Origin of the sequence: Ferrovibrio sp. (assembly GCF_002796975.1) — a bacterium.
Taxonomy (GTDB): domain Bacteria; phylum Pseudomonadota; class Alphaproteobacteria; order Ferrovibrionales; family Ferrovibrionaceae; genus Ferrovibrio.
In genome coordinates this window covers 18,532-41,414 of the sequence record NZ_PEKV01000015.1, presented here as the reverse complement: position 1 = coordinate 41,414, position 22,883 = coordinate 18,532, and the positions used below count along the sequence as shown (strand labels likewise).

General features: G+C 62.4%; 18 protein-coding genes. 11 read left to right on the top strand and 7 right to left on the bottom strand.

Features of this window, described 5'->3' with window-relative positions; all coding sequences use genetic code 11:
• The first annotated feature begins 77 nt into the window (after nt 1-77).
• Complete coding sequence (locus CTR53_RS17205; protein ID WP_290816283.1) at nt 78-758, top strand: ABC transporter ATP-binding protein; 681 nt, start codon at nt 78-80, stop codon at nt 756-758.
• On the opposite strand, the gene CTR53_RS17200 is transcribed toward CTR53_RS17205, so the two are convergent.
• Both CTR53_RS17200 and CTR53_RS17190 read right to left on the bottom strand, forming a co-directional pair.
• Nucleotides 724-1,551, bottom strand: coding sequence for a hypothetical protein (locus CTR53_RS17200; RefSeq protein ID WP_290816280.1), 828 nt, complete (start codon nt 1,549-1,551; stop codon nt 724-726). The genes CTR53_RS17205 and CTR53_RS17200 overlap by 35 nt on opposite strands.
• A 393-nt stretch (nt 1,552-1,944) precedes the next feature.
• Nucleotides 1,945-2,478, bottom strand: a complete 534-nt coding sequence (locus CTR53_RS17190) for a GNAT family N-acetyltransferase (protein WP_290816277.1) — start codon at nt 2,476-2,478, stop codon at nt 1,945-1,947.
• Between the two features lie 601 nt (nt 2,479-3,079).
• On the opposite strand from CTR53_RS17190, the gene dnaE reads away from it, so the two are divergent.
• Nucleotides 3,080-6,547, top strand: coding sequence for a DNA polymerase III subunit alpha (gene dnaE / locus CTR53_RS17185; RefSeq protein WP_290816274.1), 3,468 nt, complete (start codon nt 3,080-3,082; stop codon nt 6,545-6,547).
• 9 nt (nt 6,548-6,556) lie between these two features.
• The gene (gene pepN, locus CTR53_RS17180; RefSeq protein ID WP_290816272.1) at nt 6,557-9,178 is read left to right on the top strand and encodes an aminopeptidase N; all 2,622 of its coding nucleotides are present in this window, start codon (nt 6,557-6,559) and stop codon (nt 9,176-9,178) included.
• On the opposite strand, the gene CTR53_RS17175 is transcribed toward pepN, so the two are convergent.
• From CTR53_RS17175 to CTR53_RS17165, 3 genes are read right to left on the bottom strand one after another with little or no spacing between them, the layout of a single operon-like run.
• A complete protein-coding gene (locus tag CTR53_RS17175) occupies nt 9,175-9,795 on the bottom strand; it encodes a TetR/AcrR family transcriptional regulator (RefSeq protein ID WP_290816268.1) in 621 nt (206 codons plus the stop codon). The genes pepN and CTR53_RS17175 overlap by 4 nt on opposite strands.
• Nucleotides 9,792-11,384 (bottom strand): DHA2 family efflux MFS transporter permease subunit, encoded by a 1,593-nt coding sequence (locus CTR53_RS17170; RefSeq protein ID WP_290816264.1) that lies wholly within the window; start codon nt 11,382-11,384, stop codon nt 9,792-9,794. Before CTR53_RS17170 ends, CTR53_RS17175 begins: the two co-directional genes overlap by 4 nt.
• 1 nt (nt 11,385) lies before the next feature.
• Nucleotides 11,386-12,438, bottom strand: coding sequence for an HlyD family secretion protein (locus CTR53_RS17165; protein WP_290816261.1), 1,053 nt, complete (start codon nt 12,436-12,438; stop codon nt 11,386-11,388).
• Nucleotides 12,439-12,612: 174 nt separating this feature from the next.
• On the opposite strand from CTR53_RS17165, the gene CTR53_RS17160 reads away from it, so the two are divergent.
• Entirely contained in the window at nt 12,613-13,848 is a 1,236-nt protein-coding gene (locus CTR53_RS17160) for an MFS transporter (RefSeq protein WP_290816258.1), read from the top strand.
• On the opposite strand, the gene CTR53_RS17155 is transcribed toward CTR53_RS17160, so the two are convergent.
• Complete coding sequence (locus CTR53_RS17155; RefSeq protein WP_290816256.1) at nt 13,845-15,191, bottom strand: pentapeptide repeat-containing protein; 1,347 nt, start codon at nt 15,189-15,191, stop codon at nt 13,845-13,847. The two genes, CTR53_RS17160 and CTR53_RS17155, sit on opposite strands and share 4 nt — an antisense overlap.
• Nucleotides 15,192-15,247: 56 nt before the next feature.
• The gene (locus CTR53_RS17150) at nt 15,248-16,585 is read right to left on the bottom strand and encodes a pentapeptide repeat-containing protein (RefSeq protein WP_290816253.1); all 1,338 of its coding nucleotides are present in this window, start codon (nt 16,583-16,585) and stop codon (nt 15,248-15,250) included.
• 291 nt (nt 16,586-16,876) lie between these two features.
• Between CTR53_RS17150 and rpsB the strand changes: the two genes are divergently transcribed.
• The 7 genes from rpsB to CTR53_RS17115 all read left to right on the top strand — a co-directional run bounded on the left by rpsB (nt 16,877) and on the right by CTR53_RS17115 (nt 22,872).
• A complete protein-coding gene (rpsB, locus tag CTR53_RS17145; RefSeq protein WP_290816251.1) occupies nt 16,877-17,668 on the top strand; it encodes a 30S ribosomal protein S2 in 792 nt (263 codons plus the stop codon).
• 107 nt (nt 17,669-17,775) lie between these two features.
• Nucleotides 17,776-18,699 (top strand): translation elongation factor Ts, encoded by a 924-nt coding sequence (gene tsf, locus CTR53_RS17140; RefSeq protein WP_290816248.1) that lies wholly within the window; start codon nt 17,776-17,778, stop codon nt 18,697-18,699.
• A gap of 196 nt (nt 18,700-18,895) precedes the next feature.
• Nucleotides 18,896-19,606 (top strand): UMP kinase, encoded by a 711-nt coding sequence (pyrH, locus tag CTR53_RS17135; RefSeq protein WP_290816588.1) that lies wholly within the window; start codon nt 18,896-18,898, stop codon nt 19,604-19,606.
• A gap of 93 nt (nt 19,607-19,699) precedes the next feature.
• On the top strand, nt 19,700-20,221 hold the full coding sequence (gene frr / locus CTR53_RS17130; protein WP_290816587.1) for a ribosome recycling factor: 522 nt from the start codon (nt 19,700-19,702) through the stop codon (nt 20,219-20,221).
• A gap of 1 nt (nt 20,222) precedes the next feature.
• Entirely contained in the window at nt 20,223-20,957 is a 735-nt protein-coding gene (locus CTR53_RS17125) for an isoprenyl transferase (protein WP_290816244.1), read from the top strand.
• Nucleotides 20,958-20,968: 11 nt separating this feature from the next.
• Nucleotides 20,969-21,661 (top strand): phosphatidate cytidylyltransferase, encoded by a 693-nt coding sequence (locus tag CTR53_RS17120; protein WP_290816241.1) that lies wholly within the window; start codon nt 20,969-20,971, stop codon nt 21,659-21,661.
• Nucleotides 21,652-22,872: a 1-deoxy-D-xylulose-5-phosphate reductoisomerase gene (locus tag CTR53_RS17115; protein ID WP_290816238.1), complete on the top strand. Its 1,221-nt coding sequence runs from the start codon at nt 21,652-21,654 to the stop codon at nt 22,870-22,872. The genes CTR53_RS17120 and CTR53_RS17115 overlap by 10 nt, the downstream gene beginning before the upstream one ends.
• Nucleotides 22,873-22,883 lie beyond the last annotated feature (11 nt).

Sequence of the window (22,883 nt, the reverse complement as noted above, 5' to 3'; positions counted from 1 at the left end):
CTCCCGTCGCGCTTTGCGCGACAGCATATGTATGGCGGCAAAGCCGCCGGGCGCGGGAATGACGAGGGGACTTTCATATGACTGACCCCGTCCTCATCCTCGACAACATCAAGCGCACCTTCAGCCAGGGCGGCTTCAATGTCGAAGTCCTGCGCGGCGTCGATCTGACGGTGTCGCGCGGCGAGATCGTTGCGCTGCTCGGTCCGTCGGGGTCGGGCAAGTCGACCATGCTGCACATCTCCGGCCTGCTGGAGCAGCCGTCGTCGGGCCGTATCGTGATCGGCGGCCAGGATTGCAGCAGCATGAACGAGGCTGAGCGCACCCGCGTGCGTCGCGACCGCCTGGGCTTCGTCTACCAGTATCACCACCTGCTGCCGGAATTTTCGGCGCTGGAGAATGCCGCCATGCCGCTGCGCGTGCGCGGGCAGGGCGCAGGCGAGGCGGCGCAGACCGCCGGCGCGCTGCTCACCCATCTCGGCCTGGGCCATCGCCTCGACCATCGTCCGGCGCGGCTGTCGGGCGGCGAGCAGCAGCGCGTGGCGATTGCGCGCGCCGTGGTCGGCAAGCCCGACCTGCTGCTGGCAGATGAGCCGACCGGCAACCTGGACGAAAAGACCGCCGAGATTGTGTTCGGCGAACTGACCTCGCTGGTGCGCAACGGGGGCATCGGCGCCCTGATCGCCACCCACAATCTCGATCTCGCCCGCCGTATGGACCGGGTCGTCACTCTGCACGAAGGCAAGCTGCAGGCGGCTTAGACGCAGTAAAATGCCGAGGAGTTCGAGCGGTTAGTAAAAGGAATTGATTGTTGCTGGAGCCCAAGCGCAGTTTCCTGATTGTTTCGATATGCTTTGGATAGTCATCAATAAAAATTATCGTGGGCCTATCAGGAGCGCGTAGAAGTTCGATTTCGGAATCTATAGCGACTGTTTCTTTAACGAATGAATACACATCAAATGCGCTAGATAAATTTGCACATATCATTTCACTCAATACGGACTTTCCGTTTCCGAGGCGGCTAAGTAAGATGGTGACAGAGCTTCCGTTGCGAATTTTGTCAGAAATCAGTTCGACTTCTTCACGCTTTATCACGTACGGAAAATTATGCGTTCGTACTGACGTAGATAGATAGTCGCTTCTAACGCTGCCCTTCACGAATAAATTGAAAATATCGTTTGTGGTAGGTTTGTCAGTCGAAATTCCTGGCTCGTACCTTTCGAAACTAAAAAACTCACGGCGCGAGGTTGATGAGATATGTGAGGGCAGAATTTCACGAATATGATCTGCTGCAGCGGAGGTGCCGACGGGAAAATGATTCCCGAACTTTGATAGAGTCCTTACGAGTGATGCGCCAGGATTCTCCTTTACAACAAATACGCATTTTCGTTTTAAGTCGGATGTCGCTATTAAGACTTTTGCTATATCAAGATCAGCAAGGCTATATTCGCGACACGGCATAATTTCGACGTGCTGCTCGGCGGCGATCTGACAGTGTCGCACGATGAGATCGTTGCGCCCGCTCGGCTGGCCGGGGGCTCGCAAATCGACCAAGCGTGAACTGTTGTGGAGAAGCCGGATCTGCTGCTCGCCGAGGAGCCGACCGGCAACCTGGACGAAAAGACCGCCGAGATCGTGTTCGGCGAGCTGACCTCGCTGGTGCGCAATGGGGCATCGGCGCGCTGATCGCCACCCACAATCTCGATCTCGCCCGCCGCATGGACCGGGTGGTCACCCTGCACGAAGGCAGGTTGCGGGTGGCGTGATCCTGCGCCGCAGCGCCATCCCATGGCCACATTGTCATGGCCGGGCTTGACCCGGCCATCCACGCCTTCTTGTCGACATCAGAAAAGACGTGGATGGCCGGATCAAGTCCGGGCATGACAGTTATGTGGTTGCACGAGATGGTAGGCCAAGAAAACTCTCCTTGGGCCCGGCCATGACGGCTTAAGGCCTGGCTTTCCGCGCCCGCCATTGCTCCCGGGTCTGGCCCCAGAGATCGCAGCTGTCGTTGATCGGGGCGGGCAGGTGCCCTACGCGCAGGTAGGTCGACCCCAGCCGCTTCGCCACGGCCTGCGAAGCGGTATTCTCCGGCGCGATGCAGTGGATCACCTCGGTCCAGCCGAGATGGTCGAAGGCCCAGTCGATACAGGCACTCGCCCCTTCGGTGGCGTATCCCTTGCCCCAGGCCTCCTGCACCAGGCTCCAGCCGACCTCCGTGCCCGGCCACTCCGCCGGCCGCCAGGGACCCATGCGGCCGATCCAGCGGCCGGTCGCCTTCTCGATCACCGAGAACATCGAAAAGCCGTCGATGGCCCAGCCACCCGCCATGGTGCAGATCGAGCGCCAGACCAGGGCCGGCGGTAACACGCCGCCCAGATGGCGCTGCACCTCGGCATCGGCGCCGAAGGCGAGCCAGGGCTCGTAATCCTCCCGTCGCGGTGGGCGGAGGATCAGGCGGGCAGTTTCAAGCTGGGTCATGACAGGCTGCTCTTGTCGGGGGCCGCAGTCGCATTATGTTCTTTTGGGTGGTCGGCGTGATGGGAAGGCGCGGTGGACCGGAAAGGATGTCTCACCGGCTAAGTTAAGCTCCGGATAGGCAAATATAAGCACATCATAAGCCAAGGATAAGCTTAAATAAGAAGATTATAATACACTTATAAAACATTGTTTTTGTTTATAAAAAACATATTATATGATTGGATGACGCTTTCTTGGCTGTGGGCCACGCTTCAAGTCGGTATGCATTTTCAGATTATAAAATCATGTTTAATATCAATATATTGTAATAATTAATTGATCTGATACGCAAGAAGCATCCCGACTGTATTTCCCCTGCCTACAAAAGCTTGATCGCTTTTCCGCTACGTTCTCCCGTATTTGGGATTCGTCCGCGGGCGTTCTCCGGTATAGCCCCGGAGAACAGCACTTATCCACAAGATATTGGGAATCAACACAATTCCGCCACACCTGGTATAGGATTCGGATTCCTTGCGTTCTGGTTTTGCGGGCCTAGGTCGCGTATCGTAAACCGTGAACGGGACTCGAATATCCAGCCCCTGATTCGGGAAGTGCAGCGCCGATGAGCCACGCCGATTTCGTCCATTTGCGCGTCCACACCGCCTATTCGCTCACCGAGGGCGCGATCCGGGTGAACAAACTGGGCGAGATGTGCCAGCGGCACCGCATGCCGGCCGTGGCGATCACCGACACCAACAACCTGTTCGGCGCTCTGGAATTCTCCAAGGAGATGGCCGGCAAGGGTATCCAGCCGATCCTCGGCTGCCAGCTCAGCCTGGCCCGCGCCGACCAGGCACAGCCCAGCGGCCGCAACCTGAAGAAGCCCGATCCCGACAAGGTCGTGCTGCTGGCCCAGACCGAGGCCGGCTATGCCAACCTGATGAAGCTGTCGACCAAGGCCTATCTCGAGCCGCCGCCGGGCGAGGTGGCCCAAGTCCAGTGGTCGGATCTGGAAGCCTGCGCCGAGGGCCTGATCTGCCTGACCGGCGGGCCGAGCGGGCCGATTGCCCGGCTGCTGCTGGACGGCCAGATCGACGCCGCCCGCGAGCAGCTCAAGACCCTGGCCGGCATCTTCCTCGGCCGCACCTACGTGGAGCTTCAGCGCCATGGCTGGGCCTCGGAGGCCAAGAGCGAGCCCGGCCTGCTGGATCTGGCCTATGAGCTGAACCTGCCGCTGGTCGCCACCAACGACTGCTACTTCCCCGACGAGGACATGTATGTGGCGCATGACGCGCTGCTCTGCATCGCGGAAGGCTCTTACGTCGGCGAGCAGAACCGCCGCCGGGTGACGCCCGACCACCGCTTCAAGTCGGCCGAGGAAATGCGCGTGCTGTTCGCCGACCTGCCGGAGGCGATCGACAACACGCTAGTGATCGCGCAGCGCTGCGCCGTGAAGGCCAATGAACGGGCGCCCATTCTGCCCAATTTCGGCGATGGCACCGGCGAGTCCGAGGCCGACATGCTGCGCCGGATGGCGCGCGAAGGCCTCGAGCTGCGCCTGCAGCAGATCGGCGTCACCGATCCCGAGAAGGCCAGGGTCTATCACGACCGTCTCGACTTTGAATGCGACACGATCATCGGGATGAAATTCCCCGGCTACTTCCTGATCGTGGCCGACTTCATCCAGTGGTCCAAGCGCAACGGCGTCGCCGTGGGGCCGGGCCGCGGTTCGGGTGCGGGCTCGGTGGTCGCCTGGGCGCTGACCATCACCGACCTCGATCCGCTGCGCTTCGGCCTGCTGTTCGAACGCTTCCTCAATCCGGAACGCGTGTCGATGCCCGACTTCGATATCGACTTCTGCCAGGAACGCCGCGAAGAGGTGATCCACTACGTGCAGAACAAATACGGCGCCGCCAACGTCGCCCAGATCATCACCTTCGGCAAACTGCAGGCCCGAGCAGCACTCCGCGACGTCGGTCGCGTGCTGCAGCTGCCGCTCGGCCAGGTCGACCGTATCTGCAAGCTGATCCCGAACAACCCGGCCAATCCGGTGACCCTGGCGCAGGCGATCAAGGAAGAGGTGCGCCTGCGCGAGGAACGCGACCGCGACGAGAATGTCGCCCGCATGATGGACGTGGCGCTTAAATTAGAGGGCCTGTACCGCAACGCCTCGACCCATGCCGCCGGCGTGGTGATCGGCGACCGCCCGCTGGTCGAACTGGTGCCACTCTACCGCGATCCGCATGCCAGCATGCCGGCGACGCAGTTCTCGATGAAATATGCCGAGGCCGCTGGCCTGGTGAAGTTCGACTTCCTCGGCCTGAAAACGCTCGACGTGCTGGAAAAGGCCATCGACCTGATCCGGCTGAAGGGCGTGCAGATCGACCTGCCGGATATCCCGCTGTCGGACCAGCCGACGTTTGACCTGCTCGGACGTGGCGATGCGGTTGGCGTGTTCCAGTTTGAAGGCAGCGGCATGCGCGACATGCTGCGCAACATGAAGCCCGATGCTTTCGAGGACCTGATCGCGCTGGTGGCGCTGTATCGCCCGGGTCCGATGGAAAACATCCCGAGCTATATCGCGCGTAAGCACGGTAAGGAAAAGCCAGACTACCTGCATGACTGGCTCAAGCCGGTGCTGGAAGAAACCTACGGCGTCATCATCTACCAGGAACAGGTGATGGAAATCGCCAAGGTGCTGGCCGGCTATTCGCTGGGCGATGCCGATCTGTTGCGCCGCGCCATGGGCAAGAAGATCAAGGCCGAGATGGACGCGCAGAAGGACCGCTTCGTCAACGGCGCCAAGGACAAGGGCGTCGATCCGAAGCAGGCGGCCTTCATCTTCGAGCTGGTGGAAAAGTTCGCCGGCTACGGTTTCAACAAGAGTCATGCAGCCGCCTATGCGCTGGTCGCCTGGCACACGGCTTACCTGAAGGCCAATTACCCGGTCGAGTTCATCGCCGGGTCGATGACCCTCGATATCTCGAATACCGACAAGCTGAATGTCTTCCGCCAGGAATGCGCGCGCCAGGGCATCACGCTGCTGCCGCCCGACATCAACAAGTCGCTGGTCGAATTCTCGGTCGAATATGACAGGCATGAGAAGGGCGCGATCCGCTATGCGCTCTCGGCCGTCCGTAACGTCGGCGCCGCGCCGATGACGGTGATCGTGGCCGAACGCGAGAAGAACGGCCCGTTCAAGTCGCTGTTCGATTTCGCCAGCCGCGTCGATCCCACCGCGTTGAACAAGCGCATGCTGGAGAATCTGGCCAAGGCCGGTGCCTTCGACAATCTGGAAAAGAACCGCGCCAAAGTGATTGCCGGGCTGGAAACCCTGATCCGCTTCGCCCAGAGCAAGGCGGAGGAGCGCAACTCCAATCAGGTCAACCTGTTTGGCGGCGGCAAGACCGAAGAACGCCTGCCCAAGCTGCCTGAAGGCGACATCTGGACGCCGATGGATCAGCTCGCCAAGGAATTCGAGGCGATCGGCTTTTACCTCTCGGCGCATCCGCTCGATGCCTATCAGGCGACGCTCAACCGCGTCGGCGTGAAACGCTACACCGAGGCGCTGAAGGGCATCGGCGCCAGCGAGACCATCGTGAAGCTGGCCGGCACCGTCATCTCCAAGCAGGAACGCACCTCGCAGAAGACCGGCAACCGCTTTGCCTTCGTGCAGTGTTCGGATGCGTCTGGCATGTATGAGGTGATGCTGTTCTCGGAAATCCTGGCGCAGCATCGCGACATGCTGGAGGCAGGCACCAATGTGGTCTGGACGCTGTCGGCGCGCGCCGATGGCGAGCAGCCGCGGCTGAGCGCGCAGAAGATCGAGAAGCTCGATGATGTGGCGGCCCGCGCCGCCGCCGGGATCAAGATCCTGATCGAGGACGAGCGACCGCTCGGGCAGATCCGCAACCTGCTCGACAAGGCCGGCAAGGGCCGGGGGCAGGTGATGCTCGGCCTGCAGATCGACGAGACCGGCAAGCCCGACATCGAAGCCGATATCAAGTTGAAGGAAACCTTCGCGATCAATCCGGCGACACGGCATCAGATCCGCGTGCTGCCCGGCGTACGCGAGGTTTATGACATTTAGGGTGACTCCATGACAGCGCAGCCGACCGCGATTCATCGCAAGGATTATCGCGCCCCCGATTTCCGCATCGAGACAGTCGAACTGGAATTCGATCTGCAGCCCGAGGCGACGCGGGTGAAGTCAAGGCTGGCGATAGCGCCGCAATCAGCCGGCGCGCCGCTCAAGCTGGATGGCGAAGACCTTGAGCTACTGTCCGTCGTCCTCAATGGCCGCAAACTGGCGACCGGTGATTACACGGCCGACGAACACGGCCTGACCATCGCCAGCGTGCCGTCAGCGCCCTTCACGCTGGAAATCGAAACCAAGGTCAATCCGAAGGGCAACACGCATCTGTCGGGCCTGTACCAGTCGAGCGGCGTCTACTGCACGCAATGCGAGGCGCAGGGTTTCCGCCGCATCACCTATTTCCTGGATCGCCCTGATGTGATGTCGACCTACCGCGTCACCATCCGGGCAGACAAGACTGCCAATCCGGTCCTGCTGTCGAACGGCAATCTGGTGGAAGAGGGCAGTCTGTCGGATGGCCGGCATTTTGCCGTCTGGCACGATCCATTCCCGAAGCCGTGCTATCTCTTCGCGCTGGTCGCTGGCGATCTGGCCGTCAACGAGGACGAGTTCGTCACCCGCAGCGGCCGCAAGGTGGCCCTGCGCATCTTCGTCGAACACGGCAAGGTGCCGCGCACGGCTTACGCGATGGATGCGCTGAAGCGCTCGATGCGCTGGGACGAGACGCGCTTCGATCTCGAATACGACCTCGACCTGTTCAATATCGTCGCCGTCAGTGATTTCAATATGGGCGCGATGGAGAACAAAAGCCTGAATGTCTTCAACGACAAATACATTCTGGCCGATCCCGAAACCGCCACCGATACCGACTATGCCGGCATCGAGGCTGTCGTGGCGCATGAATATTTCCACAACTGGACCGGCAACCGCATCACCTGCCGCGACTGGTTCCAACTCAGCCTGAAGGAAGGCCTGACGGTCTTCCGCGATCAGGAATTCACCTCCGACATGCGCTCGCGTCCGGTCAAGCGCATCCAGGATGTGCGCCTGCTGCGCGGTCGCCAGTTCCCCGAGGATGCGGGACCTCTCGCGCATCCGATCCGGCCCGACAGCTATATCGCCATCGACAATTTCTATACGGCGACGGTCTATGAGAAGGGCTCGGAAGTCATCCGCATGATCCACACCATGCTGGGCGAGGACGGCTTCCAGAAGGGCATGAAGCTCTATGTCGAGCGCCATGACGGCGAAGCCGCGACCTGCGACCAGTTTGTCGCCGCCATGGCCGATGCCAACATGGTCGATCTGAGGCAGTTCCAGCTCTGGTACAGCCAGGCCGGTACGCCGGAGGTCGCGGTCGAAGGCCGCTATGACGACAAGAGTGGGGATTATGAACTGACGGTGACGCAGACCGTGCCGCCGACGCCGGGTCAGCCGGACAAGCAGCCGATGCAGATGCCGCTTGGTATCGGGTTACTGGATGCACAGGGCCGAGATATTGCATTGAAAGCAGATGCGGCAGCGATGCCGCGACCGGGTCTTCTGAATGTCACCGCGTCGAAGCAGACCTTCAAATTCGAGAGCGTGCCGGAGCCGAAGGCGATCTCGCTCAATCGCGGTTTCTCCGCGCCGGTGATCGTGAAGGCGAAACAACCGGGCGAGGCGCAGGCCTTCCTGATGGCGCATGACAGCGATGCCTTCGCGCGCTGGGAAGCCGGCCAGCAATACGCCACCGAGTTGCTGCTGACCCGCGTCGCCGATCCGTCGAAGCCTTTCGATCCGGCTTTCATTGAGGCGATCGGCCAGACGCTGCGTGACAATAAGCTGGAACCGGCTTTCATCGCCGAAGCCATCACCTTGCCGAGTGAAGACTATATCGCCGACCGCATGGCGGTGGTGGATGTGGAGGGCATTCATGCCGCGCGACGCGCGTTGCGGCTGGAGATCGTGCGGACATACCGCAAGCAGTTCGAGAACATCTACGCCAGCAACACCACGCCCGGCGCCTACAGCCCGGATGCCACCTCGGCTGGTCGCCGTGCACTGAAGAATGCCGCGCTGTCTTATCTGTCGGAATTGGCCGATGAAGACGCCGGCCTGCGTAAACTGATCCATGAGCAGTATGCCAAAGCCGACAACATGACCGACCGCGCGGCGGCGCTGCGCCTGCTGGTCGATATCGCCGGACCGGAACGCGAGGCGGCGCTGGCCGATTTCTATAGGCGCTTCGCCGACGACGCGCTGGTGCTGGATAAATGGCTCATGCTGCAGGCCATCTCGGCTTTGCCCGAGACGTTGGAGAATGTGCGGTCGCTGCTGACCCATCCGGCGTTTTCGATGCAGAAGCCGAACAAGGTACGGTCGCTGATCGGCGCCTTCACAGCCAATGCGCTGCGCTATCACGCAGCCGATGGCTCAGGTTATGCCTTCCATGCCGATCGCATGCTGGAACTGGAGCCGATCAATCCGCAGGTGGCAGCCAGACTGCTGGCACCGCTGGGGCGCTGGCGGCGTTTCGATCCGGGCCGACAGGAGAAGATGAAGGCCGAGCTGCGGCGCGTGCTGGCCAAGCCGAACCTGTCGCGCGACGTCTACGAGATCGCGTCGAAATCTCTGGAGAACTAAACTCCGTAGGCGCGTAAAAACGCGCCGACCGCGGCATCGACGCGGCGGCGGATTTCCTCGGCCGGCATCTCGCCATCGATGCGGAGTGTACGCCGCATGCTGCGATGGCCCATGAGCATGCCGAAGAACTGCTCGGCCGCCAGGACCGGATCGCTGACCGCCAGCCGTTTCGCGCCGGTTTCGCGGTCGAGATAGGCGGCGAGCCGGGCGAGACCACGGCCCGGGCCGTTGGCGTAGAAGGTGGGGCCCAGGGTCGGGAAGCTGGCCGCGGAGCCGATCAGCAGGCGCTGGAACTGCACAGCGCGGTTGGACAGGATCTTGCTCAGGAAGCCGACACCCAGTGCGGTCAGCACATCGCGCGGTGTCGATTCCGGCGTCAGTTCCGCAAGTGCTGCCGTGATCTGGCTCGAGCTTTCCTGCACGATGGCCGCGAACAAATCGTCCTTCGACTCAAACAGGTTGTAGATGGTCTGGCGCGAGACGCCGGCGCGAGCGGCAATCGTCTCAAGTCCGACGCCATAACCATGCTCGAAAAACAGCTCGCGCGCGGTTTCCAGTATCGCCGCGCGTTTGGCAGGATCGACGGGACGTCCGCGTTTGGGCGACAGCCTGTTCAATGCGCGTCTCCCGGCGCCGGGGCCTGCTTCGGCTTCTGCGCCAGCACCACGGCGATGGCAGCGATACCGAACAATAAACTGAGCAGGGTGAAGATGTCGATGAAACTCATCAAATAGGCCTGGCCCTGCACCTTGTTGGTCAGCATCTTGATCGCCAGCTGGGTCTGGTCGGCCGGGCTGCGGTCGCCGAGCATGCCGCCAATACTGTCGATATACTGCTGCACTTCCCAGCGGCCGGGATTGATGAAGTCGACCATCCGGTTCCAGTGGAAATTGGTGCGCTCGGTCATGATCGTGTTGATGCCAGCTAAACCGAAGGCGCCGCCGAGGTTGCGCGTCAGGTTGTAAAGCCCGCTGGCATTCTTCAGTTCATGCTGCGGCAGGGTGCCGAGTGCGATCACGTTGATCGGCACGATGCAGAACATCAGCGCGGCGCCGCGCATGATCTGCGGAATGAGAAGCTCGTCGAATTTCCAGTCGCCGGTCAGGCCGCTCATCATCCAGGTGCTGGCAGCGAGCAGCGCGAAGCCGAAGGCCAGCACGGGACGCGGATCTGGCGAGCGGCGGGCCAGGAAGCCGGCCAGCGGCGCCGAGCAGAATTGCGCCACGCCGGTGATGAACATGATCTCGCCAATCTGCAAGCTGTTCAGGCCCTGCACGCGACCGAGATACAGCGGCAGCAGGTAGACCAGCCCATAGAGGCCAACACCGATGGTGAGACTGAACAGGCAGCCGGTGGCGAAGTTGCGGTTGCGGAAGGCCTTCAGATCGACGATGGGATTGCGGTAGGTCAGGCTGCGCCAGAAGAAAACCAGCGCGCCGATCAAACTGACCAGTGCGAACCAGCGCATTGCCTCGTCGGCGAACCAGTCCTTGCGGGTGCCTTCTTCCAGCACGTATTCTAGGCTGCCGAGGAACAGCGCCAGGCCGGTCAGTCCGGCATAGTCGAAGCCCCTGATCAGCGAATAGTCCGGCTTGTCGATATCCATGAAGTTCCAGACCAGCGCGATCACCACGATGCCCGGGATGATGTTGATCAGGAACAGCCAGTGCCAGGAGAACAGCTGCGTGAGGTAGCCGCCCAGCGTCGGGCCAATCGTCGGCGCGAGCGTCGCGACCAGCCCGATTATCACGGTGGCGCCGGCCATCTTGTTGCGCGGGAAGATCATGTAGGTGGTGGCGAAGACGGTCGGGATCATCGCGCCGCCGAGGAAGCCCTGCAGCGCGCGCAGCACGATCATGGTTTCCAGATTGTTCGCCATGGCGCAGCCAATGCTGGCCAGCGTGAAGCTGGCGGCCGAGATGGTGAACAGCACGCGCGTGGACAGCAGCCGGGAGAGATAGCCGCTGAACGGGATCATGATCACTTCGGCGATCAGGTAGCTGGTTTGCACCCAGCTGATCTCGTCGGCCGAGGCAGACAGGCCGGCCTGGATCTCGGTCAGCGACGATGACACGATCTGAATATCCAGGATCGCCATGAACATGCCGAGCACCATGGCGAAATAGCCGATCATGCGGCCCTTCGGCAGGGCAGGTGCCGCAGGCTGCTGCGGCATCGCATCCATGGTGGCTGCAGAAGCAGACATGTTACTTGGCGGCGGTCTGGGTCGCGGCCTGGCTGCGCTTGTCGATATCGACGACGACCGACATGCCGGGCACCAGCGGCGGATTGTCCTCGGCCTTGTCGATGATCAGTTTCACCGGCACACGCTGCACGATCTTGGTGAAGTTGCCGGTCGCGTTATCCGGCGGCAGCAGGCTGAACTTGGCACCCGAGGCGGGCGCGAAGCTCTCGATGCGGCCCTTGATCTTCAGATCGGGGAAAGCGTCGACATGTAGCACGGCGCTCTGGCCGGGCTTCATGCCGTTCAGCTGCGTCTCCTTGAAATTGGCAACGACGTAAAGCTCATCGGTCGGCACGATCACCATGATCTGCGTGCCGGGCTTCACATACTGGCCGGTCTGGCCGGTTCGGTTGCCGATCACGCCGTCGACGGCGGCGCGCACCACGGTGTTGTCGAGATCGAGTTTCGCGGCTGCGAGGTCGGCTTCGGCCTGGGCGATCTGCGCCATCGCCTGGGCGCGGTTGGCCTGCAGCACCCCGGTCTGGTTCTGCTCCATCGTACGCGCGGCTTCGGCGCGGTCGACGGCGGCGCGCGCCTTGCGCTGGTCGGTCTGGGCGATTTCCAGTTTCTGGTTGGAGACGTAGTTGGAGGCGGCCAGCGCGCGGTAGCGTTTCAGGTCTTCGTCGCTGCGCTGCTGGTCTGCGCGGGTGCTGCGCAGCGAAGCATCGGCCTCGGCGATGGCCGCATGTTGGCTGGCGATCTGCTTATCGATTACATCGAGGGCGGCGCGGCGCGCCTGCACGGCGGCGGCGGCCTGTGCCACCTTGGCGCGGTAATCGCTGGCGTCGATTTCGAACAGCACCGTGCCGGCCCTGACCTGCTGGTTGTCGGTCACGGCCATATTGGTGATGTAGCCGGTCACCTTCGGCGCCACGACGGTGATGTCGGCGCCGATATAGGCGTTGTCGGTGCTTTCGATGAAACGGCTGTAGCTCCACCAGTGCCAGGCGCCATAGGCGGCGCCGGCAACAGCCACGAGGGCGACGGCGGAGAGAATGGTCTTTTTCTTGGTCATGATCCGGGTCCGGAGAGGGAGGCGAGCCATTCAATATGATTATTGGACGATCCTGTCCATGAAATAGCCGGTAACCGGTGATCCCGGTCACAGGATTCCGTCGCATGACAGCGCAAGCTCCGGATAGTTCCAGAAAAACCAAAGGCTTAAGTCTGGCGGCCAAAGGAGCCGACCATGACGCCTCTCAACCGCCTGTCCTTCGCCAACCTAGCCGCAAATGGCGCCGAGCAGCTCGCCATGGCCGCTATCCCGCTGATGGCAGCGCTCACCCTGGGCGCCACGGCCGAGACCATGGGCGCGCTGTCGGCGGCCCAGACCCTGCCGTTCCTGCTGTTTTCGCTGGTGGCCGGCATCTGGGCCGACCGCATGCCGCGCCACCTACTGATGGCCGGCAGCGAGGCGAGCCGCGCGCTGTTGCTGGTATTCGTCCCGCTGCTGGCCTTTGCGGGCTGGCTCGATCTGGTCAGCCTGGCGCTGCTCGGTTTCGCGCTGTCGGCCTGCACGGTGATGTTCAACGTCGCGGCGCAGGCCTATCTGCCGGCCATCGTGGCACGCGAAGGCCTGCCGGCCGCCAATGCGAAGATCGAGTTCACCCGTGCAGCTGCCGTCTTTCTCGGGCCGGGCATCGCCGGCGCAATTGCCGGCTGGACCACGCCGGCCTGGGCGCTGGCGGTCTCGGCGATCACGTCAGGCGTGACCGCAGTGCTGCTGCTGACACCGGGCATGCGGCGCGATGTGGCGACGACGGAACGGCCGCCGATCCGTCATGCACTGGCCGAAGGACTGGTCGTGGTGTGGCGGCACCCGCTGCTGCGTGCGATTGCCTGCTGCGCCATGGCGTGGAATTTCAGCTGGTTCGTGCTGATGGCGGTGTTCGTGCTGTTTGCCGTCAACACGCTGGGCCTGACGCCAGCACAGGTTGGCATCGCGCTTGGTGCGCAGGGACTGGGTATGCTGCTGGCCGCACTGGCGGCGCCGACCATCCATGCGCGGCTGCGGCTCGGCGTCATGATCATCCTTGGGCCGGCAACGTCGCTGTTCGCCGCCTTTGCCATCGGCGCAGCGACGATGGCGGCAGAGAGCACAGCATTCACATTGCTGGTGTCGGGCTTCTTCCTGTTCGGTTTCGGTCCGATGCTGTGGACCATCGGCCAGACCAGTTTGCGGCAGGCCATCGTACCGCTGCGCCTGATCGGCCGCGTCAGCGCGGTCCAGCAGGTGGCGACACTTGGCATGCGACCGCTCGGCGCGCTGGTCGGCGGCGCAGTCGGCGAAAGATTTGGGCTGGAGGCGGCGATCTGGCTGGCGGTCGTGGGCTATGGCGTGCAACTGGCCGTCATTCTCCTGTCGCAGATGCCCGCATTGACGGCATTGCCGCCAGCGATGGAAGAGGAGGGGGCGGTGGCTTAGTCCTCAGCCTTTTCCACGCTCGGCTTCGGCAGCTTGAAGCCGATGGCGCCGCGCAGATCGGCGCCTTCCAGATCGGCACCGCGCAAGTCCGCATTGGTCAGGTCGGCATCGAGGAAGGAGCAGCCGCGCAGGTTGGCGCTACGGAAATCGGTCAGCGTCAGGATAGAGCGGTTGAACACCGCCCCTTCCAGATCGGCGCCCTGGAACTTGGCCTGCGTCAGATTGCATTCCTGCAAGGATGCTGACTGGCGGCGGTGCATCGCACCCGAAATGCTGACGGTCGAAAGCTTCGCGCCGCGGAAGTCGGCATTGGTCATGATGGCGCGGTCGAACTTCGCGCCCTGCAGGTTGCAGGTGGCGAAATTGGCATTCAGCATCATCGCGCCGCGCAGGTCCGACAGCACGAAACGCGAGCCGGAGAAATCGGTATTGCGCAGGATGGCGTAGGAGAAATCGCCGGCCGAGAAATTGATGTTGGTCAGCTTGAGGTCGGAGAGATCGTAGCGGCTGAAATCCACCCGCATGCCCTGCTTGCCGAGCGTCTCGATCCAGGTCAGATGTTCCTTGACGATGAACTGCAGCGAGCGGTCGAGGCTTTCGAGGCTACGCGGCATGATCGCCTTGGTGACATCGGCGTCGCGTAGATCGATCGGGCGGAAATAGGCAGCCGTCAGGTCGGCGCCTTCGAAATTGGTTTCGTTCAGCACGGCACCGGCCAGCACCGAGCCGTGCAGGATGCAGTGCGACAGGTTCGAAGCGGTGAGGTCGGCGCCGGTGAACAGGCAGCCGGACAGGTTCGAGCCGGAGAGGTCCGCGCCGTTCAGCTTGGCGTTGGAGAAGTTGCAGTTGCTGAGATCGGTGTTGCGGCCAACCACCTTGCCGAGCTTGGCGGAGGTGAGGTTGGCGCCCGCCATCTTGGCATTGTCGATGGAGGTGGCGCGCTTCAGCACGGCGATCAGGTTGCCGTCTTCATCCGGGCGCAGCAACACGCCATCGCGAATGTCCGCATTGGTCAGGTTGGCGGCTTCGAGATTGGCGTTGCGCAGGTTCACGCCGCGCAGATCGGCCTTGGTCAGGTCGGCGCGGCGGAAATCGGCGCCCTGCATGTCGGCGGCGAAGAAGGAAGATCCCACAAGAGCCGCATGGCTGAAATCGGCATAGTTCAGCTTGCTGCCGACGAAATCGGCCGAGGTGAGTTCCTTGCCGCTGAAATCGACGCGCGAGGCATCGCGGAAATGCAGCACCATACGCTTGCCGCCCCGCACGCCGCGCACGTAATTGGCGTGGGACTCGAACATCTCGTCCACTTCGTACTGGGCGATGACCTTGACGGGATTATTCATGCTGCAGGGTCTGTCTCAGGTTCTTTTATGGCCAGGCTAGCATAGGCGCCAATAGTTCACGACAGGTTGACGCCGCTGGCGCCGGTAAAGTCGGCCCCGGAAACCTGGGCATCCCGCATATCTGCGCCGGTCAGGTCGGCGCCGCGGAAATTCGCCCCTTTCAGGTTGGCGTCGCGCATATCGGCATGCATCAGGATGCAACGGGTCAGGTTGGCGCCTTCCAGATCGCAGGCACTGAGATTGGACTGGCTCAGATTGGCATTCTCGAGATTGGTGTGCCAGCGTTTACCATGAAGGGACGAAATTGGCATGGGCGACAGCTTGGCGCCGCGGAAGTTCGCGCCGATCAGATTGGCGCCGCTGAGCTTCACACCGCGCATATCGGCACTGGAAAACTGTCCGTTCAGCAGCATGGCATCGGTGAAGTCGCACATGGTCAGGCTGGCGCCACCGAAATCCGCTTCTACCAGGGTCGACTGGATGAATAGCGCGGCCGACAGGTCGATCTGAGCCAGCTTGACGCCGGACATGTCAATGCGGCTGAAATCGGCGCGACGGCCTTTGGCGCCCAGCGAATCCGTCCAGGCCAGGTGTTCGCGCAAGATGATCTGCAGCGGCTTGTCCAGATCCGCAATCGCCTTGGGCAGCATCGCGCCAGAGACCCGGGCGTCACGCATTTCGCTTTGCCGGAAAAACGAACCCGCCAGATCCGCGCCGTCGAAATTGGTGCCGTTGAGCATGGCGCCGGCCAGCACCGCGCCCGACAGGCTGCAGCCGCTCATATTGGTGTTGGTCAGGTCGGCGCCGACGAAGATTGCGCCGCGCAGATCGGAATTGGACAGATCAGCATCGATCAGCCGTGCATTGGCCAGATTGGCATGGCTGAGATCGGCCTGCTGGCTCATCAGGCGGCCGAGCTTGGCACCCACCATCTTGGAATGGGTCATATGCGCTTTTTCAGTCACTGCACCACCGACCGAAATCGGCACCAGGTTGCCGTCTTCATCGGGCCGCAGCAGCCGGCCGTCGCGCAGATCGGCGCCGGACAGATCAGCGAATTCCAGGATCGCGCCGCGCAGGATGGCACCGCGCAGATCGGAGCGCGTCAGGTCGGCAGAGGAGAGATCGGCCATTTCGAGAGTCGCGCCGTAGAAATTGGCGCCGGCCAGCTTGGCGAACTTGAATACGGCGGCGTTGAAGCGACCGCCGACCATAGTCGCCTCGCGCAGGTCGCGGTTGGCAAAGTTGAGGCCCGAGGCGTCCCGAAACTGCAAGTTGAGCCTGAGACCGCCCCGCATGCCACGGGCAAAACGCTCGTGGCCGGCGATCAGGGGGTCCAGATCTTTCTGATGCACCACCGCGTCCGACATGGCGGCATATGACCATGCCGCCATGTGAGGCGCCAGTATCTATTTGTCTCTACACGGAAAATCGTGTTGATAACCCCTGTGGAACAGGGTTAACGCCAGTCCCCTCAGCGAGGCGCGACAGATGGGGGAACGGAAGGGCGTCAAAGGCCGGTTGCAATGCCGTTGCGAACGGGCTAAAAGGCGCGCACTCAAACCCACACGCAGGCGTACGCGGTTATCGGGGAGACATCCCGATACGGCGTTCCGGTGTCCCGGTTCCACCCACGACGGAATCATGGACGTGCCTGCGGCGGCCTAACCGGAGAAGGACATAGGATGACCCTGCCGACCTTTACCATGCGTCAGCTGATCGAAGCTGGCGTACATTTCGGACACCAGACCCACCGCTGGAATCCGAAGATGAAGTCGTATCTCTTCGGAGATCGCAACAACATTCACATCATCGATCTGCAGCAGAGCGTTCCGCTGCTGCATCGTGCCCTGCAGGCGGTGCGTGACACCGTTGCCGGCGGCGGCAAGGTGCTGTTCGTCGGCACCAAGCGCCAGGCTTCGGAAGCGATCGCGGAAGCTGCCGCCAAGTGCGGCCAGTACTACGTGAACCATCGCTGGCTCGGCGGCATGCTGACCAACTGGAAGACCATCTCCCAGTCGATCAAGCGCCTCAAGGAACTGGAAGAGTTGCTGGGTTCGGGCGAACAGGGCACCTCCGGCCTGACCAAGAAGGAAGTTCTGAACCTGACCCGCGAGCGCGAGAAGCTTGATCGTGCGCTGGGCGGCATCAAGGACATGGGCGGCCTGCCGGCGATCATGATTGTGATCGATACCGTCAAGGAAGACATCGCCATCGCTGAAGCCCGCACGCTGGGTATCCCGGTGGTCGCGATCCTCGACTCCAACTCGGATCCGCAGGGCATTACCTTCCCGGTGCCGGGCAATGATGACGCGCTGCGCGCCATCAACCTGTACTGCGACCTGTTCTCGCTCGCCGTGCTGAGTGGCCACGAGGAACTTCTGACCGAAACCGGTGCCGACCTCGGTGCTGGCGACGAGACGCCGGCGGAACAGATTCCGCAGGCAGACGCCGAAGGCGCTGCGGCCCAGGCTTAAAGCCTGATCCATTGCGGTCGCGGCGCCTGTGTCGATTCCGACGGGGCGCCGCAGCCGTTTCTGTGACACGACCGTTCACGACGGTTCAATGACATTGGAGAAATTACATGGCTGAGATTACTGCGGCCCTGGTGAAGGATCTGCGCGAGAAGACCGGCGCGGGCATGATGGATTGCAAGAAGGCGCTGGCCGAGAACGGCGGCGACCTGGATGCTGCGATCGACTGGCTGCGCAAGAAGGGCCTGTCGGCCGCTTCCAAGAAGGCCGGCCGTGTTGCCGCCGAAGGTCTGGTCGCGGTTGCCGTGAAGGACAATTCCGGGGCCATCGTCGAAGTGAACTCCGAGACCGACTTCGTCGGCCGCAACCCGCAGTTCCAGGCGTTGGCGAGCGGCGTTGCCGCCGTGGCGCTGACCGCGGGCGACGACGTTGCAACCATCGAAGCTGCGGCCTTCCCGGGCAGCAGCCGTAACGTGAAGGACGAAGTGACCCATGCCATCGCCACCATCGGCGAGAACATGACGCTGCGTCGCGCCAAGAAGCTGACCGTCGACGGCGGCGTGGTCGTATCCTACGTCCACGGCGCGCTGGCCGAAGGCCTCGGCAAGTTGGGCGTGCTGGTTGCGCTGAAGTCGACCGGCAAGCGCGAAGTGGTGGAGCAGATCGGCAAGCAGGTGGCCATGCATGTCGCCGCCGCCAATCCGCAGTCACTGAGCACCAAGGATCTCGATCAAAGCCTGGTGGAGCGTGAGCGTACCGTGCTGACCGAGCAGGCTGCCGGTTCGGGCAAGCCGGCCGACATCATCGCCAAGATGGTGGAAGGCCGTATCCGCAAGTTCTATCAGGAAGTGGTGCTGCTCGAGCAGACCTTCGTGATCGACGGCGAGACTCCGGTGGGCAAGGCAGTCGAGAAGGCTGCCAAGGATGCCGGTGCACCGATCGAGATCGTTGGCTTCGTCCGCTTCCAGCTTGGCGAGGGTATCGAGAAGAAAACCGACGATTTTGCCGCCGAAGTCGCCAAGATGGCCGGCTGACCGGTCGCAGCAGGATTAAGGAAAAAGGGGGGCAATGCCCCCCTTTTTTTTTACGCCTGCAGCAGCGCCGGTTCGGCCGGCGACCTGCCGGTGAGGCCCGGCCGTGATATAACCTTCGCCACAGAATCGCCCTGTTTCCGTCATCCCTTGGCGCGCCCCCGCAGCCAAGGCCGCCGTCCGAGGAAAATCCATGACCATGAAATACCGTCGCGTCCTGCTGAAATGCTCGGGCGAAGCCCTGATGGGGCCCACCCCGTATGGCATCGACTTCGAGACGGTCGACCGCATCACTGCCGAGATCAAGGCGGTGCACCAGCTGGGCGGCGAGGTCTGTCTGGTGATCGGTGGCGGTAACATTTTCCGCGGCGTTGCCGGCGCCACCCAGGGCATGCAGCGCGCCTCGGCCGACTATATGGGCATGCTGGCCACTGTGATCAACGCACTGGCGTTGCAGCATGCGCTGGAAAGCCATGGCGTGCCGAGCCGCGTCATGTCGGCTATCCGCATGGATACGGTCTGCGAACCCTATATCCGCCGCCGCGCCATCCGCCACATGGAGAAGGGCCGCGTGGTGATCTTTGCCGCCGGCACCGGCAACCCGTTCTTCACCACCGACACTGCCGCCGCGCTGCGCGCTGCCGAGATGGGCTGCGACGCGCTGCTCAAGGGTACCCAGGTGGATGGCGTCTACAGTGCCGACCCGAAGAAGGACAAGTCTGCGACCCGCTATGAGACGCTGACCTATCTTGATGTGCTGCAACAGGATCTGAAAGTGATGGACGCTTCGGCGATCAGCCTGGCGCGGGAAAACCGTATTCCGATCCTGGTGTTCTCCTTGCACGAGGCGGGCGGCTTCGCCAAAGTGCTGGCCGGCACCGGGCGGTGCACCACCATCACCGGCGAATAAGCTGCGAAACAGCCGTTAGGCTATTGATCTATCTAACAAAAAAGACGGGAGCAGGTAGTGGCCGAACCTGATATCGACGACATCGAACGGCGTATGGGCAAGGCAATTGAGGTGCTGAAGCATGAATATGCCGGCCTGCGCACCGGGCGCGCCAGCATCAGCATGCTCGACCCCGTCCGCGTCGAGGTTTACGGCAGCATGATGCCGATCAACCAGATCGGCACCGTCAGTGTTCCCGAGCCGCGCATGATCAGCGTGCAGGTCTGGGACAAGAGCAACGTGAAGGCTATCGAGAAGGCCATCGCCGCCAGCGGTCTGGGCCTTAATCCGCAGGCCGACGGCACCCTGATCCGTATTCCGATCCCCGAGCTGAATGAGCAGCGCCGCAAGGAGCTGACCAAGGTTGCCGGCCAGTATGCCGAGCAGGCCAAAGTGGCGGTGCGCGGCGTACGCCGCGACGGCATGGACAATCTGAAGAAGTCGGAGAAGGACGGCGACCTCGGTGAGGACGACGTCAAAATGTATCAGGACGAGATCCAGAAACTGACCGACGACGCGACCAAGAAGATCGACGATATGCTTGCCCAGAAGACCAAGGAGGTCTTGCAGGTCTAGTATGTCGCAGCCCGCTGCATCGCAGGCGCTTTCGCCGTCGCCGCCACGCCACGTTGCCATCATCATGGATGGCAATGGCCGCTGGGCGAAGGCGCGCGGGCTGCCGCGTAACCTGGGGCATCGGCAGGGGATCGATACAGTGCGCGACGTCGTGCGTGCCTGCCGCAATCTGCGCATCGAATACCTGACGCTCTACGCGTTTTCGTCCGAGAACTGGAAGCGTCCGGAAACAGAAGTCGCGGGCCTGATGGACCTGTTGCGCCTGTTCATTCGCCGCGAACTGGACGACCTGTCGCGTAACGGCGTGTGCATCCGCATGATTGGCGACCGCGCCAAGCTGGCCCCCGATATTGTGCAACTGATCGCCGACTCAGAGGCCAAGACCCGTGACAATCGCACGCTGACACTGACGATTGCGCTCAGCTATGGCGGCCAGGATGAAATCATCACCGCAACGCGTCGCATCGCCGAGCAGGTGGCGGCCGGTAAGCTGCAGCCATCGGAGATCAATGCGCAGGTGCTGGAAAGCAATCTGGAGACGGCCGGTATTCCGGATCCAGATCTGGTGATCCGTACCAGCGGCGAACAGCGGCTGTCGAATTTCCTGCTCTGGCAGACGGCCTACAGCGAGTTGATCTTCATCGACAAACTCTGGCCGGATTTCTCCGCGCAGGATCTGGCCGACGCTGTCTCCGAATTCCAGCGCCGCGAACGTCGCTACGGCGCCAGCGAGTAATCGCAACCCGCATGGCTTCCGGTACGCTCAGCAGTTTGCAGCTCCGCATCCTTTCAGCGGCGGTGATGCTGCCTGTCGCGGTTGGCGCCGTCTGGGTCGGTGGCATTGCTTTCACGGCGTTGGTCGTGCTGGCCGGCATAGCGATGCTGTGGGAGTGGTGGCGTTTCCCGCGACAGGCGACAACCCAGCCTGCCGTATGGACGCGCGGACCGCTCTGGATATTGCTGGGGCTGGTCTATGTGATCCTGCCTTGCGCTGCGCTGATCTGGCTACGCCAGACGCCGGAGATTGGTCGTCATATCGTCTTCTGGCTGTTCTGTGCTGTCTGGGCCACCGATACCGGCGCCTATGCGGCTGGCCGTACAATCGGCGGACCGAAACTGATTCCGCGTATCTCGCCCAACAAGACCTGGGCCGGCCTGCTGGGCGGCATGGTCAGCGCCGGTATCGCAGGTGGCGTTGTTGCCAGTCTCGATCCTGCCATGCCGGCACTCATGTTGGCCGCGCTCGCTGCACTGACCGCCGTTGTGGCACAGGCTGGCGACTTCATGGAGTCTGCCGTGAAGCGCTACTTCGGTGCCAAGGATTCCAGCCAGCTCATTCCCGGTCATGGCGGTGTGCTGGATCGGCTGGATGGCCTGTTGTTTGCCGCGCCATTCATTGCTGCGTGGGATCTGCTGTCGGGGAGGGTGCTATGGGGCTGAGCAATAATGCATCGCGCAGCATCACCATTCTGGGCTCGACCGGTTCGGTTGGCCGCTCGACGGTCGACCTCATTGCACGGGAACCCGAGCGTTTCCCAATCGAGGCACTGACGGCGCAGAGCAATGTTTCTCTGCTGGCCGAGCAGGCGGTGAGCCTGAAGGCGAAACTGGCCGTGATCGGCGACGAGGCTCTACTGCCGGAACTGCGCCAGCGCCTGGCCGGCAGCGGCGTCGAGACTGCAGCAGGCGTGGCCGCAATCGTCGAGGCAGCGGATCGCCCAGCCGATCTGGTCATGGCGGCCATCGTCGGCGCCGCGGGGCTCGAACCGACGCTGGCCGCGGTCCGTCGTGGTGCGCTGGTCGCGCTCGCCAACAAGGAAAGCCTGGTCTGCGCCGGGCCTCTGGTGATGCGTGAGGCTGCGTTGCATGGCGCCACCATCCTGCCGGTCGATTCCGAGCATAACGCGATCTTCCAGGTCTTCGATTTCGACAATCCCGATAGCATCGACAGGATCATTCTCACTGCTTCGGGTGGGCCGTTCCGCACTCTGAACCTCAGCGAAATGCGTGAGGTGACGCCGGCCCAGGCCATCGCCCATCCAGTCTGGAGCATGGGCGCGAAGATTTCCGTCGACTCCGCCACCCTGATGAACAAGGGACTGGAACTGATCGAGGCCAGCTTCCTGTTCTCGGTGCCGGAGACCAAGATCGAGGTGCTGATCCACCCCCAGTCGGTGATCCACAGCATGGTCTCCTATGTGGACGGCTCCGTGTTGGCCCAGCTGGGTACGCCGGACATGCGGACCCCCATCTCGGTGGCGCTGGCCTGGCCGGGCCGGATGGCGACCCCGGCGGCCCGACTGGATCTGGCTGCGATTGCCAGATTGACCTTTGAAGTGCCTGATTTTGCTCGTTTTCCCGCCCTTAACCTGACGCGGCAAGCCTTGCAAAGCGGGGGCAGCGCACCTACTATCCTGAACGCCGCCAACGAGGTCGCTGTCGACGCATTCCTGAACGGTCGTATCGGGTTCCTCGATATTACCCGGATTGTCGAGCAGACGCTGAGCCGCGTACCCAGCGGACCGCTCGGCGAGCTTGCCGCGGTTCATGAGGCCGATGGCGCGGCACGGCGTTATGCGATGCAGCTGATCGATCCGACGGATGACGACCGGGTGGTCCGGGTGCAAACAAGAGGACGGAACCGGCGATAGGCCGGCAGTCG